11 protein-coding genes are annotated in these 14148 nt (G+C 72.6%); 7 read left to right on the top strand and 4 right to left on the bottom strand.

Features of this window, described 5'->3' with window-relative positions; genetic code table 11:
- Positions 1-79: 79 nt before the first annotated feature.
- On the bottom strand, positions 80-1288 hold the full coding sequence (hutI, locus tag BXA11_RS23170; protein WP_030506429.1) for an imidazolonepropionase: 1209 nt from the start codon (positions 1286-1288) through the stop codon (positions 80-82).
- A 452-nt stretch (positions 1289-1740) separates the two neighbouring features.
- Positions 1741-3144, bottom strand: coding sequence for a GTPase HflX (gene hflX / locus BXA11_RS23165; protein ID WP_036405305.1), 1404 nt, complete (start codon positions 3142-3144; stop codon positions 1741-1743).
- Between the two features lie 352 nt (positions 3145-3496).
- On the opposite strand from hflX, the gene BXA11_RS23160 reads away from it, so the two are divergent.
- Positions 3497-4849, top strand: coding sequence for an FAD-binding oxidoreductase (locus BXA11_RS23160; RefSeq protein WP_239104950.1), 1353 nt, complete (start codon positions 3497-3499; stop codon positions 4847-4849).
- Positions 4850-4855: 6 nt separating this feature from the next.
- Here BXA11_RS23160 and BXA11_RS23155 read toward each other — a convergent pair whose 3' ends face one another.
- Positions 4856-5536: a DUF4097 family beta strand repeat-containing protein gene (locus BXA11_RS23155; RefSeq protein ID WP_076437782.1), complete on the bottom strand. Its 681-nt coding sequence runs from the start codon at positions 5534-5536 to the stop codon at positions 4856-4858.
- A 146-nt stretch (positions 5537-5682) separates the two neighbouring features.
- On the opposite strand from BXA11_RS23155, the gene aceB reads away from it, so the two are divergent.
- Genes aceB through BXA11_RS23125 form a run of 6 tightly spaced genes read left to right on the top strand, consistent with a single transcriptional unit; the run spans position 5683 to position 12295 of the window.
- Entirely contained in the window at positions 5683-7272 is a 1590-nt protein-coding gene (gene aceB / locus BXA11_RS23150; protein ID WP_030506433.1) for a malate synthase A, read from the top strand.
- Positions 7273-7296: 24 nt separating this feature from the next.
- On the top strand, positions 7297-8748 hold the full coding sequence (locus BXA11_RS23145) for an FAD-linked oxidase C-terminal domain-containing protein (protein WP_076437778.1): 1452 nt from the start codon (positions 7297-7299) through the stop codon (positions 8746-8748).
- Positions 8748-10034, top strand: a complete 1287-nt coding sequence (locus tag BXA11_RS23140; protein ID WP_076437775.1) for an FAD-binding oxidoreductase — start codon at positions 8748-8750, stop codon at positions 10032-10034. The genes BXA11_RS23145 and BXA11_RS23140 overlap by 1 nt, the downstream gene beginning before the upstream one ends.
- Positions 10034-11284 carry a (Fe-S)-binding protein gene (locus BXA11_RS23135; protein WP_076437772.1) on the top strand — a complete coding sequence of 417 codons (1251 nt, stop codon included), beginning with the start codon at positions 10034-10036 and terminating at the stop codon, positions 11282-11284. Before BXA11_RS23140 ends, BXA11_RS23135 begins: the two co-directional genes overlap by 1 nt.
- A gap of 28 nt (positions 11285-11312) precedes the next feature.
- On the top strand, positions 11313-12047 hold the full coding sequence (locus tag BXA11_RS23130; RefSeq protein ID WP_076437770.1) for an IclR family transcriptional regulator: 735 nt from the start codon (positions 11313-11315) through the stop codon (positions 12045-12047).
- A gap of 29 nt (positions 12048-12076) precedes the next feature.
- Positions 12077-12295 carry a DUF2277 domain-containing protein gene (locus BXA11_RS23125; protein ID WP_030506438.1) on the top strand — a complete coding sequence of 73 codons (219 nt, stop codon included), beginning with the start codon at positions 12077-12079 and terminating at the stop codon, positions 12293-12295.
- A 4-nt stretch (positions 12296-12299) separates the two neighbouring features.
- Here BXA11_RS23125 and BXA11_RS23120 read toward each other — a convergent pair whose 3' ends face one another.
- Positions 12300-14135, bottom strand: coding sequence for a M48 family metallopeptidase (locus BXA11_RS23120; RefSeq protein ID WP_076437766.1), 1836 nt, complete (start codon positions 14133-14135; stop codon positions 12300-12302).
- Positions 14136-14148 lie beyond the last annotated feature (13 nt).

The following is a 14148-nucleotide window of genomic DNA, read 5'->3' as shown; positions in this document are numbered from 1 at the left end:
TCGCCCGGCAACCCTTTCGTGAACCTTCAGGGCCGAGCCGATGGCCCGGGTCGATGGTCCGGGCCGACGGTCCGGGCCGTCACTGGACCGGTACGCCGCCCCGCCAGACACGACGCGGCTTGAGGCCGAACGACCAGGCGAACGCGCCCTCGTGGTCGGCGTCCCACTGGACGATGTCGGCCAGGCGACCGGGAGCGAGGATGCCGCGGTCGGGAGCGCCGAGAACCTGGGCGCCGCCCAGCGTGGCGGCCCGCAGGGCGTCTCCGACGCTCATCCCGAACGCCGCCACCGCGAGGCTGATGACCAGGGACATCGAGGTGATGCCGCAGTGGCCGGGGTTGTGGTCGCTGCCGAGCGCGATCGGGACGCCCTGGGCCAGCAACCGGCGCACCGGCGGGAGGTGGCCCACCTGCAGGGCCGCGCCCGGGCAGACGACGGCGGGCACGCCGTATCTCGCCATCAGGGCGACGTCCTCGTCCGAGGCGTGGTGGAGCAGGTCGGCGGAGGCGCAGCCCATCTCGGCCGCGAGCTGGACGGCGCCGCGCCGGTTGTAGGCGCCCGCGTGGATGCGCGGCAGCAGCCCGACGTTGCGGCCGGAGGCCAGCACCCAGCGGGCCTCCTCTGCGGTGAAGTGGCCGTCGTCGCAGTAGACGTCCACGCTGTCGGCCCCGGCGCCCGCGGCGTCCGCGCACCAGGAGGCCACGGCCTCGACGTAGTCGCGCTGGCGGCCGAAGTATTCCGGCGGCACCACGTGGGCGGCCATGAACGTGACGTGGACCCGCGGCATCATCGGCTCTTTCTCGAGCTCGCGCAGCAGCCGCACGTCGGCCAGTTCGCCGTCGCGGGTCAGGTGGTAGCCGGTCTTGGCCTCGACGGTCGTGGTGCCGCCGAGCAGCCACTCGCGCAGCCGCTCGCGGACCCCGTTGCACAGCGTCCAGGGGTCGGTGCCTCGTGTCACGGTGACGGTCGAGCCGATGCCGCCACCCGCCGCCGCGATGGCCGAGGCGCTGGACCCGCCGGAGCGCATCGCCATCTCCGCATAGCGGTTGCCGGCGTACACGGGGTGGGTGTGCGCGTCGATGAGGCCGGGCGTGACGAGCGCACCGCCGAGGTTCTCCACGTGGTCGACGTCGACGATGTCGTCGACGACGCCGGGAACGCTCTGCGGGAGGTCGGCGGCACGGCCGACCCACGCGATCCGGTCGTTGTGCACCAGGATCGCGGCGTTGCTGCACACATCGTGCCCGGTCCAGAGCCGGCCGATGTTGGTGAGAAGGCGAACGGTCATCGGACCACCTGCCAAACACCCCGGGACGACGTACGGCCCCCGCTTGCGGGCGCCTGGCCCGCCGGGTCCGCTTCGTGTCCGGACGTCATTGGGGGGTCTCCTGCCTCATCGCGCACCGATGTTGTGCGATGACACTACCGCCGGGATCTCGAACCCGGGCGATTCAGTTCAGTTACGGTATTTCACGGGTGGGCTTGATGTACAGGGTTAGCGACAGAAACGTACGCCGGTCTCATGTGCATCGCGACGCATCAGTCGTCTCACACGCTGCGGCGAGATCAGGATCGACGAGACCGATCCCATGTCCGCGAACGCCTTGGAAAGGGTGACCGCACTGCCTGGTGTCATGTTGTTACCCACGCCATAAGGTCCCATTAGGCTTTCCTTATCGTAGCAAGGGCAACCGCCGGCGGGCCACCGACACGCGGAAGGCGGCCCGCCGATGAGAGGCGTCAGACGGTCTCGACGGGCTTCGCCACCCGGTCCAGCTCCGCGTACAGGCCGGCGAAGACCCGGGCGTGCAGGACCGTGCCGTCACCGGTGTGCTCCAGCGACAGGACCTCGCCCTCGCTGTGCGCCCGCGCGATCAGGTCGCCCCTGTCGTACGGCACCAGCACCCTGACCTCGTGGTCGAGGCGGGGCAGCTCCCGCTCGATCATGGACATCAGCTCGCCGATCCCGGCCCCGGTGCGGGCGGAGACGACGACGCTGTGCCGCTCCTTCATCGTCAGCCGGGTCAGCACGACGGGGTCGGCGGCGTCGGCCTTGTTGACGACCACGATCTCCGGGATGTCCCGCGCGCCCTCGATCTCGGCCAGCACCTCGCGGACGGCCGCGATCTGCGACTCGGGGTCGGCGTGCGACCCGTCCACCACGTGGAGGATCAGGTCGGCGTCGGCCACCTCCTCCAGCGTCGAGCGGAACGCCTCGACGAGCTGGTGGGGCAGGTGCCGTACGAAACCGACCGTGTCGGCCAGCGTGAACAGCCGGCCCTCGGGCGTGCGGGCCCTGCGCACCGTGGGGTCGAGGGTCGCGAACAGCGCGTCCTCGACCAGCACACCGGCGCCGGTCAGCCGGTTGAGCAGCGACGACTTGCCGGCGTTGGTGTAACCGGCGATCGCCACGGCCGGCACCTCGCGGGCCTGCCGCCGGTGCCGCATGGTCTGCCGCGCGGTCGACATCTCCTTGATCTGCCGCCGCAGCTTGGCCATCCGCTCGCGGATCCGCCGCCGGTCCAGCTCGATCTTGGTCTCACCGGGGCCGCGGCCGCCGATGCCGACGCCGCCGGCGGCGCGACCGCCGACCTGGCGGGACAGGTTGCCACCCCAGCCTCGCAGGCGCGGCAGCAGGTACTGCAGCTGCGCCAGCTCGACCTGCGCCTTGCCCTCGCGGCTCTTGGCGTGCTGAGCGAAGATGTCGAGGATCAGCGCGGTCCGGTCGATGACCTTGACCTTCACGATCTCTTCGAGCTGGCGGAGCTGGCCGGGGGTCAGCTCGCCGTCGCAGATCACGGTGTCGGCGCCGCTGGCGGCCACGATGTCCCGCAGCTCGATCGCCTTGCCCGATCCGATGTAGGTGGCGGGGTCGGGCCGGTCGCGACGCTGGATAAGGCCCTCCAGCACCTGCGATCCGGCGGTTTCGGCCAGCAGCTTCAGCTCCTGCAGCGAGTTCTCCGCGTCCAGCGCGGTGCCGCCCGCCCAGACGCCGACCAGGACGACCCGCTCCAGCCGCAGCTGCCGGTACTCGACTTCGGTGATGTCTTCGAGCTCTGTCGACAGACCCGCTACGCGGCGGAGCGCCTGGCGCTCTTCCAGTTCGTAATCGCCCACGGCAAGGTCTTCGGGCTCGTTTCGCATATATGTCATCTCTACTAGACAGAACAGTCGGACACCCCGATGCCTTCCCGGCCCCGGATGCCTCCCGTCGATGGTGACACGACCCCCGGGACGTACGCACTCTCTTATGCGCCCAGTTCTGCCATGAGCCGGGCACACCGGCCCGCAGTGGTCCAGCTCCAGGCGTAAATGGATCTCGTGGGCCCGGGGCGCGTAGTGCAGGAGAAGATCCATCGCCATGCATGTCCAGGAATTCGGATTCCTGTGGGACAGGACCTTTCCGTGCCGATTACCAATCATCGGCAGACGGGATGTAGCAGGGTTGATCACGAGCGGGGCCGTCCGGCGCCGCCGGAGGCAGCAGGAGGAGAGCGTGACAACCCTGGGAACCGACCTTCGCCGTGCGGTACGCGGGCAGGTCCTCGTCCCCGGCGACGACGGCTTCGAGGCCGCGCGACTGCCGTGGAACCGGGCGGTCGACCAGCGGGTGGCCGCGGTCGTGGAGGTCGAGGACGCGGCCGACGCCGCCGCCGCGGTCCGCTGTGCGAGGCTGGCCGGCCTCTCCGTCGCGGTGCAGCCGAGCGGGCACGGCGCCACGACCCGCCTCGACGGGACGATCCTGCTGCGCACCGGGCGGTTGCGCGGCGTGGAGGTCCTGCCGGAGCGGCGGACCGCTCGCGTCGAGGCCGGTGTGCAGTGGGGCGAGCTGCTGACGGCGACCGGCAAGCACGGGCTCACCGGCCTGCCCGGCGGCTCTCCCGTCGTCAGCGTCACCGGCTACACCCTGGGCGGCGGGCTCGGGTGGTTCGCCCGCAGGCACGGCTGGGCGGCCGGCGCCGTACGCGCCTTCGAGGTGGTCGGCGCCGACGGCGTACAGGCCCGCGTCACGGCCGGCTCCGACCCCGACCTGTTCTGGGCGCTACGCGGCGGCGGGGGCGACTTCGCACTGGTGACGGCGGTGGAGCTGGACCTGCACCCGGCGCCGCTGCTGTACGGCGGGCGCATGCTGTGGCCCGCCGAGCGGACGCCCGACGTGCTCGCCGCCTACCGCGAGGTGACCGCGGCGGCGCCCGCGGAGCTGACCGTCTGGTTCGCGATGGTGAAGTTCCCGCCGGCGCCCCAGGTGCCCGAGCCGCTGCGCGGGCTCTCCGCGGTCGCGGTGGACTCGACGTTCCTGGGCGGCGAGGAGGAGGGGCGCGACCTGCTGCGGCGGTTCGAGGACATCCCCGGCGTGCTGAGCGACAGACGCGCGGCGATGCCCCTGGAGGCCCTGGGCGGCATCTGCGCCGAGCCGACGCAGCCGGTGCCCGGCGCGGGCCGCGCCGAACTGCTGACCGGGCTCGGCGACGCCGTGGCGGACGATCTGCTCGCGGCCGTGGACGGCGTCGCCCCCTTGGGCACGGTGCAGGTGCGCCACCTGGGCGGCGCGCTGAGCCGGCCCGCCGACGGCGGCGGGGCGTGCGGGCACATCGACGAGCCGTACCTGCTGGGCATGATCGGGCCGGTCATGTCGCCGGAGGGCGGGCAGGCGGTCACCGCGCGGATGGCGGAGATCGCCGGGGCGATGGCGCCGCACACGACCGGGCGCAAGCCGTTCACCTACCTGAACGGCGGCGAGACGGCCGCCTCCGCGTTCGACGCGGACACGCTGGCCCGGCTGCGCGAGATCAAGCGCCGGCGCGACCCCGACGGCGTCTTCCGTTCCAACCAGCCGGTGCTCGCCTGACGGCGATCACAGCTTGTGCACCTCGGCGTCGCCCGATCCGGTCCTGACCGTGATCAGGTGCGGCGCCGAGTCGTCGTCCAGGACCTCGATCTTGCGGTTGCCGGTCCCCGTCGACGCGTTCACGTTGTAGGCGCCGTTCGGCAGCCAGAGCCGGCCGTCGCCCGATCCGGTCACGGCCTGCACGTCGGCAGGGACGGCCGAGAACCTGAGCGTGATGTCCCCCGAGCCCGTGCGGGTGTTGACCTGCGTGGCGGCGAGCCCCCGCGCGTCGACGTCGCCCGAGCCGGTGGATGCGTTCACCTGGCCGGTCAGGTCGCGCAGCGTGATGTCTCCCGACCCGCTGTCGATCTTCATGGTGAGCCCGCGCGGCACCTCCACCTCGTAGTCCACCGAGCAGTTGCCGCACTTGTACGCCAGCGTGAGCGTGTCACCGTCGACGGAATGGCCGTTCGCGGGCTTGTCCCCGCGCCAGTGCAGGGTCTCAGTGACGTGCACGCCGGACCTGTCGCTCTCGTTTACCACGACGTCGCCCGACCCGGTGCGGGCGTCGAGCACGGTCACCTTGTCCGTCACGTTGTAGGACTCCACGGCCTCCTGCCCGCCGAAGCCGATCCGCACGTCGCAGGCCGTGGCGACGAGGCTCATGCCCAGAACGGCCCCCGCGACGGCCATCGTCTTGTGTCTCATGCCCCCGATCTTCGGCCATGCGTGCCGCGTCTCTCATCGGGGAATCCCCGGACCGGCCCCTGAGGAACCCCTTGCGTTGACCCCCGGCCGCCTCCTGAAGTAGCGTCGATTCCACGATTCAGAACTATTTTTCCGGAAGGTGGAAAATGACGGAAGACGTCGAGATCAAGGGCCCCCTGCTGGACCGGTTCGACGAGATCCTCACTCCCGAGGCCCTCGGCTTCGTGGCCACCTTGCAGCGCGAGTTCGACCCCAGGCGCAGAGAACTGCTCGCCGCGCGTCAGGCGCGGCAGGAGGACCTGTCCGCGGGCGGCATGCTCGATTTCCTTCCCGAGACCGCCCACGTCCGCGAGTCCGAGTGGCGGGTCGCCCCGCCCGCTCCGGGGCTGGAGGACCGCCGGGTCGAGATCACCGGTCCTGTCGACCGCAAGATGACGATCAACGCGCTCAACTCCGGTGCCAAGGTCTGGCTGGCCGACTTCGAGGACGCCAACTCGCCGACCTGGGAGAACACGATCAACGGGCAGCTCAACCTGCGCGACGCGCTCGACCGTGCGATCGACTTCGAGGCCGGCGGCAAGACGTACGCGCTGCGGCCGGACGAGGAGCTGGCCACGATCGTGGTCCGCCCGCGCGGCTGGCACCTGCCGGAGAAGCACATCCTGGTGGACGGCGCGCGCATGTCGGCGTCGCTGCTCGACTTCGGCCTCTACTTCTTCCACTGCGCCAAGCGGCAGATCGGCAAGGGCCGCGGGCCGTACTTCTACCTGCCGAAGATGGAGTCGCACCTGGAGGCGCGGCTCTGGAACGACGTGTTCGTCCGGGCCCAGGAACTGCTCGGCGTCCCCCGGGGGACGATCCGGGCGACCGTGCTCATCGAGACCTACCCGGCCGCGTTCGAGATGGAGGAGATCCTCTACGAGCTGCGCGAGCACTCCGCGGGGCTCAACGCCGGCCGCTGGGACTACCTGTTCAGCGTCATCAAGAAGTTCCGCACCCGGGGGCGGGAGTTCCTGCTGCCCGAGCGCAACGCGGTGACGATGACCGCGCCGTTCATGCGGGCCTACACCGAACTGCTGGTGCGCACCTGTCACAAGCGCGGCGCGCACGCGATCGGCGGCATGGCGGCCTTCATCCCCTCCCGCCGCGACCCCGAGGTCAACAAGGTCGCGCTGGAGAAGGTGCGGGCCGACAAGACCCGCGAGTCCGGCGACGGCTTCGACGGCTCCTGGGTGGCCCACCCCGACCTCGTGCCGATCTGCCGCGAGGTGTTCGACGGCGTGCTCGGCGACCGGCCCAACCAGCTCGACCGGCAGCGTGAGGACGTCAACGTCACGGCCGAGGACCTGCTGTCGGTGTCCAAGACCCCGGGCGAGATCACCGAGGCCGGGCTGCGCAGCAACGTGGACGTCGGCCTGCGCTACCTGGCGGCCTGGATGGGCGGCAACGGCGCCGCGGCGATCCACAACCTGATGGAGGACGCCGCGACCGCGGAGATCTCCCGCTCGCAGGTCTGGCAGTGGATCCACAACGACATCACGCTGGCCGACACCGGCGCGGTGGTGACACGGGAGCTCGTCGAGCGGATCATCGAGGAGGAGCTGGCCGGGATCGCCGCCGGGCCGGGCTACGACGAGAAGCTCTACGCGCAGGCCACGGCGCTGTTCAAGGAGGTCGCTCTTGACGACGACTTCGCGGAGTTCCTTACGCTTCCGGCGTACGAACGGATGCCGTGACGATGTGAGGGGAAGCGGGAGCCGATGTCCGAGCTCGAACGGCTGACGGCACGGCTGGCGGCCGTGCTCCCGCCGGACGCCGTCATCACCGACCCCGTACGGCTGCGCACCTACGAGTGCGACGGGCTGACCCACCACCGGGCGACCCCCGGGGTGGTCGTGCTGCCCGAGGGGGCCGAGCAGATCGCCGCGGTGGTGCGGCTGTGCGGCGAGCACGGCGTGCCGTTCGTCGCCCGCGGGGCGGGCACCGGCCTGTCGGGCGGCGCCCTCCCCCGCACGGACGGCGTGCTGATCGTCACCTCCCGCATGCGGCGGATCGTCGAGATCGACATTCCGAACCGCCGGGCCGTGGTGGAGCCCGGGGTGACGAACCTGGCGATCACCGAGGCGGTCCGCGGCCAGGGGTACTACTACGCCCCCGACCCCTCCAGCCAGCAGGTCTGCTCGATCGGCGGCAACGTGGCGGAGAACTCGGGCGGCGCGCACTGCCTCAAGTACGGCTTCACGGTCAACCACGTGCTCGCCGCCGAGATCGTCACGCCGGACGGGGAGATCGTGGAGCTGTCCGCTCAGGACCCCGGCTACGACCTGCTCGGCGCGTTCATCGGCTCCGAGGGCACGCTCGGCATCGCCACCAAGATCACCGTACGGCTGTCGCGGGCGCCCGAGGCGGTCACGACCCTGCTCGCCGCCTTCACCGGCATCGAGGCCGGCGGGCACGCCGTGTCGGCGATCATCGCGGCGGGCGTCGTGCCCGCCGCGATCGAGATGATGGACGCGCTGGCGATCGAGGCGGCCGAGGCCGCCGTGCACTGCCGCTACCCCGCCGGGGCGGGTGCCGTACTGGTGGTCGAGCTGGACGGCCCGCGCGCCGAGGTGGAGCACCAGTTCGCGGCCGTGGAGCGGATCTGCCGCGACAGCGGCGCCTTCGAGATCCGGGTGGCCGCCTCCGCCGAGGAGCGGGCGGCCATCTGGAAGGGCCGCAAGTCGGCGTTCGCCGCCGTGGGCCGGATCAGCCCGGCCTACATCGTGCAGGACGGCGTGGTGCCGCGGACCGCGCTGCCACGCGTGCTCGCGGGGATCGACCGGCTGCAGGAGGAGTACGGCATCCGGGTGGCCAACGTCTTCCACGCGGGCGACGGCAACCTGCATCCCCTCGTGCTGTTCGACGACTCCGTGCCGGGCGAGGCCGAGCGCGCCGAGGCCGTCAGCGGGCGCATCCTCGACCTGTGCGTCGAGCACGGCGGGTCGATCACCGGGGAGCACGGAGTCGGCGTGGACAAGGCCCGCTACATGCCCCGGATGTTCACCGGCGACGACCTCGACACCATGCAGCTCGTGCGGTGCGCGTTCGATCCCCGGGGGCTGGCCAACCCGGGCAAGGTCTTCCCCACCCCCCGCCTGTGCGGCGAGGTGCCGGGAGTGCGCAGGGGCGCCCATCCCCTGGTCGAAGCCGGATTGGCGGAGCAGTTCTGATGGACACGCGGGACGTCGGGGACGCGCTGGAGGCGACCGGCGTGACCGTGCGCGCGGCCGGCGACGGGGACGAGGTCGCGGGAGTGCGGCCGCGCTGGGTGGCGCTGCCCGAGTCGGCCGAGGAGATCGCGGTCGTGATGCGGGTGTGCGCCGCGCACGACCTGGCCGCCGTCGCGACGGGCGGCGGCACCAAGCTGCACTGGGGCGCCAAGCCCGACCGCTGCGACGTGCTCGTCGACCTGTGCTGCCTGAACCGGGTGCCGGAGCACGCCGCGGGCGACCTGGTCGTCCGGGCGCAGGCCGGGGTGACCGTGGAGGCGCTGGCGCGCGCTCTCGCCGAGGAAGGTCAGGAGCTCGCGCTCGACGTGCCCGTGCCGGGCACCACGGTCGGCGGGCTGCTTGCCACCGGCATCGCCGGGCCGCGCAGGTTCCGCCACGGCACGGCCCGCGACCTGCTCATCGGCGTCACGGTCGTGCTCGCCGACGGCACGATCGCCAAGTCGGGCGGGAAGGTCGTCAAGAACGTCGCCGGATACGACCTCGGCAAGCTGTTCACCGGTTCGTACGGCACGCTCGGGATCATCGCGGACGCGACGTTCCGCCTCCATCCCCTGCCCGCCGCCCGCGCCTGGGTGACGGCGACCGTCGAACGGCCGGTGACCGAGACCGGGCAGGTCATGTCGGCGGCCGACGTCCTGCTGACGGCGGTCCCCGCGGTGACCGAGTCGCCGCTGGAGCCGAGCGCGGTGGAGATCGACTGGCCCGACGTGGAGGGCCCCTGCACGGTGGCGATCCTCGTGGAGGGCGCCGCCGCGGCCGAGCGCGGCAAGACGCTGTGTGAGCTGATGGGCGAACCGATGGGCGGCACGGCGGAGGTGGCCGAGGAGCCGCCGCCCTGGTGGAACCGGCTTCCCTCGTCGGACGACGACACGCTGCTGGAGCTCAGGATCGGCGTCTCCTCCCTTCCGCACCTGCTCCCCGTTATGCGGCAGGCCGCCGACGCGTCGGGGGCGCGGCCGGCGATCCGCGGCTCGCTCGCCGCCGGGACCCTGCACATCGGTCTGCGGGGCCTGCCCCATGAGATCGCCGGGTTCACCGGCCTGGTGCGCGACGACGCCGAGGGGATGTTCGGCGGGCGCGTCGTCGTGCTCGCCGCGCCTCCGGAGGCCGCGCGCCGCCTGGACCGGTGGGGGCATGCCGGCGCGCTCCACCTGATGCGCCGGGTCAAGGAGCGGTTCGACCCCGATCGCCGGCTCTCCCCCGGTCGTTTCGTCGGAGGCATCTGATGGATCCCGAGCTGATCAGAGACTGCGTCCACTGTGGGTTCTGCCTGCCCACCTGCCCGACGTACGTGCTGTGGGGCGAGGAGATGGACTCCCCGCGCGGGCGCATCCACCTCATGGGGCAGCACGTCGAGGGCACGCCGCTCACCGACGCGATGGCCGGCCACTTCGACGCCTGCCTGGGCTGCATGGCGTGCGTCACCGCCTGCCCGTCGGGCGTCCGGTACGACCGGCTGATCGAGCAGACCCGCGCGGTCGTCGAGCGTGAGCACGTGCGCCGCCCCGACGAGCGCGCGATCCGGGCGCTGGTGTTCGCGCTGTTCCCCTACCGGCGCAGGCTGCGGGCGATGCGGCTGCCGATGCGGCTGAGCAGGCGCCTGCAGCCGTTCCTCGAGCAGGTGCACCCCTCTCTCGGCGCGATGGCCGAGCTCGCCCCCCGCGTCCCCCGGCCCATAAGGCTGCCGCCGCTGGTGCGGGCGAGGCGACGCCGCAGGGCGCGGGTCGGGCTGCTCACCGGCTGCGTGCAGGGCGAGTTCTTCCCGCAGGTCAACGCGGCGACGGCCCGGGTGCTCGCGCTCGAGGGGTGCGACGTGGTGATCCCGCCGCGGCAGGGCTGCTGCGGGGCGCTGTCGCTGCACTCGGGCCGCGAGGCCGAGGCGCGCAGGTTCGCCCGCCGCACGATCGCCACCTTCGAACGGGCCGCCGTGGACGCCGTGGTGGTGAACGCGGCGGGCTGCGGATCGAGCATGAAGGACTACGCCGAGGTGCTGGCCGGCGAGCCCGGCTGGGCGGCCCGCGCCGAGGCGCTGCGGACCCGCGACCTGGCGGAGTTCCTGGCCGAACTGGGTCCGGTCGCCGAACGCCATCCGCTGCCGGTCACGGTCGCCTATCACGACGCCTGTCATCTGGCCCACGCCCAGGGCGTGCGCGCGCAGCCGCGCGAGCTGCTGCGCGCGATTCCGGAGCTGGAGCTGCGGGAGGTCGAGGAGGCCGCGATCTGCTGCGGGTCCGCGGGCACCTACAACCTCGTGCAGCCCGAGGCGGCCAGACAGCTGGGCGACCGCAAGGCCGAGCGGGTGCTCGCCGCCGGCGCCGACGTGCTGGTGTCGGCCAACCCGGGATGCACGATGCAGATCGCGGCCGCCGTGCGCAGGGCGGGCAAGGGCGAGATCCGGGTCGCGCACACGGCCGAGGTGCTCGACGCCTCGCTGCGCGGACTGGAACCCGGCATGCTGGGGCGGTCCCCGCGTTGAGGATGACACCGCCGAGGAGGAGGGCGCGGTGAGCGTGCAGAGCGTCGACCGGGCGCTGGACGTGCTGGAGGCACTGTCGGAGCACGGCGGCCAGGCCGGTCTGTCGGAGATCGCCGCCACGACCGGCCTGCCGTACGGGACGATCCACCGGCTGTTACAGACGCTGCTGGCCCGCGGATACGTCCGGCAGGAGTCCGACCGGCGCTACGCCCTCGGCGGCGCGCTCGTGCGGATCGGCGGCGTGGCCGAGCGGATGCTCGCGGTCTGGGCCGAGCCCTATCTCGCGAGGCTCGTGGAGCTGTCGGGCGAGACCGCCAACCTCGCGGTGCTGGAGGGCGACTACGTCGTCTACGTGGCCCAGGTGCCCTCGCCGCGCAGGCTGCGGATGTTCGCCGAGGTCGGCCGCCGGGTGCTGCCGCACAGCACGGCCGTCGGCAAGGCCCTGCTGGCCGGGCGGGAGGACGCGGAGGCGGTGTTCCGGCGCACCGGGCTGCCCCGCCGTACGGACCGGACGATCACGGCGGTCGGCGAGCTGCTGGAGGAGCTCGACCGGGTGCGCGCCCGGGGGTACGCGCTCGACCTGGGCGAGGAGGAGAGCGGGGTCCACTGCATGGCCGTGCCGGTCCACGACGGCGGGCGGGCGTTCGCGGCGATGTCGGTGTCCGGTCCCGCCGAGCGCATCGACGCGATCGACCGCGAGGAGCTGGCCGCGATGCTGCGCAAGGTGGCCGAGGACTTCGGCCTGGCCGTTCTGCACCCCTGACCGGTCCTCGGATCGGTCAGTATGGGGTCATGTGCCGAAGCATCAAGACCCTGCGCCCGCCCTTCACCGACGAGGTGACCGAGGAGGACATCCGGGCGGCGGCCCTCCAGTACGTCCGCAAGATCTCCGGCTTCCGCGCGCCCGCCGCGCACAACGCCGAGGCGTTCGACCGAGCGGTCGAGGAGATCGCGCAGGCCAGCACGGCGCTGCTGGCCACCCTCCAGGTCCGCGGCTCGGCCGCACGGTAGCCGCTCAGACGTTCTCGAGCAGGGAGACGAGGCGCTTGCGGCTGTCGTCGTCCAGTTCGTCGCTGCTCCACCGTTCCCGCAGCCGCAGGGTCGCGCCGCTGTAGAGCACGAGTTCGGCGTCGAGCGGGATCTGCTTGCCGATCCGGGCGCTCTCGATCTCCTCGAAGGCGACGAACCGGTTCCGCTCGGCCAGGCTCACGGCGGTCGTCGTGCCGAGCAGGTCTCGCATGCGCTGCCGCCCGTTGTCCGACTTGCCGGGGTTCGCGACCAGGACGAGCCCGGTGGTCAGCACGAACAGGTCGTGCTCGACCCCGTCCGCGCGCACGTTCGCCAGGCCGCCGACCAAGGCGGAGCCGAAGGTGCTCGGGGCCGTGTCGGCCGGTGCCGCCCGCCGGACGTCGACGCCGAGCGCGGCCAGCTCTGCGAGGGCCGCCTGCAGGCCGCCCGGCGTGACCGCGAGCGTCGCGATCTTCCCCAGCGGCAGCTCGTCGCCCCGTACGCCGCGGAACTCCGCCGGGCCGCTCCAGGAGTGCCACCACCGCGCGACACCGGACCGCAGCGCGGCGAGCCTGAGCAGGGTCTCCAGCGGTTCGGCGAACAGCGGGCCCACCTCCCGCCGGGTGGCGGTCGGGAAGAAGGGCTGCGCGATCGTCGTGAGCTGCCCGGCCGCGATGGAGTCGACCACGTCGGCCGGCCCGGCCGCGGGTCTCCCGGTCGTACGGGCGATCACACGGAAGATCGCGTCGGCCTCGCGCTGGAGCTGCGCGGCGAGGGCCGCCGCGGTGAGCTCGGGCCAGGGCAGCAGGGCGCGCTCTCCGCTGTCGATCGCCACCTGCTGCAGCGCGCGCCCGGCCTCGGCGATGTCCGCGAGCAGCATCGCCGCGGGCCGGGTGTCGAGCGGCGCCGCCATGCGGGGCGCGGCCGTGAGGGCGGCGAGCCGTTCGGACAAGGGCGGGTGCGTGTCCCACCTGGTGCCGCTGTCGTCCGGCTCGTGGGCGCGCAGATCGTCCAGCTCGTCCCGGCGTGCCGCCACCAGCGCGCCGAACCCGGCGAACAGGTCGGCCGGGGCGTATCCGGACTCCCAGCCGAGACGGACGTACTGATCCATGAAGAAGTCCCAGGCGGCGTCCAGGACGCGGATCTCGCGCAGCGCGCCGGCCGCCGCGTCGGCTCCCGCCGCCCGGGCCGACGCGAGGTCCGCCTCCAGCTCCTGGCGGCGCGACCCCGCCCGGTCGACCAGGAGGTAGAGCCGGGCGTACGCGCGGAAGAGCCAGCCCGCCGGATTGTGCGGCCCGATCCGGTCAAGGGTGTGGGCGATGACCAGCCTGCCCCGGTACGCGGGCGCGGACAGGCGGGTGTGGCGTGCGGAGTAGTGCCCGAGCTCGTGCGCGAGCACGGCCCGCATCTGCCCCACCGTCATGGTCTGCAGCAGCGGCAGCCCGACGTAGAGGCGGCGGCGTCCCCCGGCGAGCCCGAGGAGACGCGACTCCTCCTGCACGGCGGCGTTGACCTCCGCGGTCAGCCAGATCTCCTCTGGTATCCGGGTGCGCGCCTCCGCCGCCAGCTCGCGGACGGTCGCCCACAGCATCGGCGCCCGGTCGGCGGGCAGCGGCAGGCCTGTGGGCGGCTCCGGCCGGGAGCGCACCGCCCGCCACACGCCGCGGCCGACCGCCCAGGTGGTGGCGGCGAAGATCGGCCACAGCAGCTTCACCGCGACGAGCCCGGCCATCACCGTGGACAGCAGCACGACGAGCGCCACGAGCCCGGCGACCTGCACGGCCGCCAGCACGAAGAATCCCGCGAGCATGGCCAGGCTGAACCCGGCCCGTATGGTGTTCATCCGTTCACACACT

Origin of the sequence: Microbispora rosea (genome assembly GCF_900156315.1) — a bacterium.
Classification (GTDB): domain Bacteria; phylum Actinomycetota; class Actinomycetes; order Streptosporangiales; family Streptosporangiaceae; genus Microbispora; species Microbispora rosea.
The sequence above is the reverse complement of the archived record's forward strand: the minus strand, read 5'-3'. Positions and strand labels throughout refer to the sequence as shown.

Bases quoted from the DNA above. Each gene is read 5' to 3' on its own strand.
- BXA11_RS23125 (WP_030506438.1), top strand. From the start codon at position 12,077: ATGTGCCGAAGCATCAAGACCCTGCGCCCGCCCTTCACCGACGAGGTG.
- BXA11_RS23135 (WP_076437772.1), top strand. From the start codon at position 10,034: ATGGATCCCGAGCTGATCAGAGACTGCGTCCACTGTGGGTTCTGCCTG.
- hflX (WP_036405305.1), bottom strand. From the start codon at position 3,144: ATGCGAAACGAGCCCGAAGACCTTGCCGTGGGCGATTACGAACTGGAA.
- aceB (WP_030506433.1), top strand. From the start codon at position 5,683: ATGACGGAAGACGTCGAGATCAAGGGCCCCCTGCTGGACCGGTTCGAC.
- BXA11_RS23155 (WP_076437782.1), bottom strand. From the start codon at position 5,536: ATGAGACACAAGACGATGGCCGTCGCGGGGGCCGTTCTGGGCATGAGC.
- BXA11_RS23120 (WP_076437766.1), bottom strand. From the start codon at position 14,135: ATGAACACCATACGGGCCGGGTTCAGCCTGGCCATGCTCGCGGGATTC.
- BXA11_RS23140 (WP_076437775.1), top strand. From the start codon at position 8,748: ATGGACACGCGGGACGTCGGGGACGCGCTGGAGGCGACCGGCGTGACC.
- hutI (WP_030506429.1), bottom strand. From the start codon at position 1,288: ATGACCGTTCGCCTTCTCACCAACATCGGCCGGCTCTGGACCGGGCAC.
- BXA11_RS23145 (WP_076437778.1), top strand. From the start codon at position 7,297: ATGTCCGAGCTCGAACGGCTGACGGCACGGCTGGCGGCCGTGCTCCCG.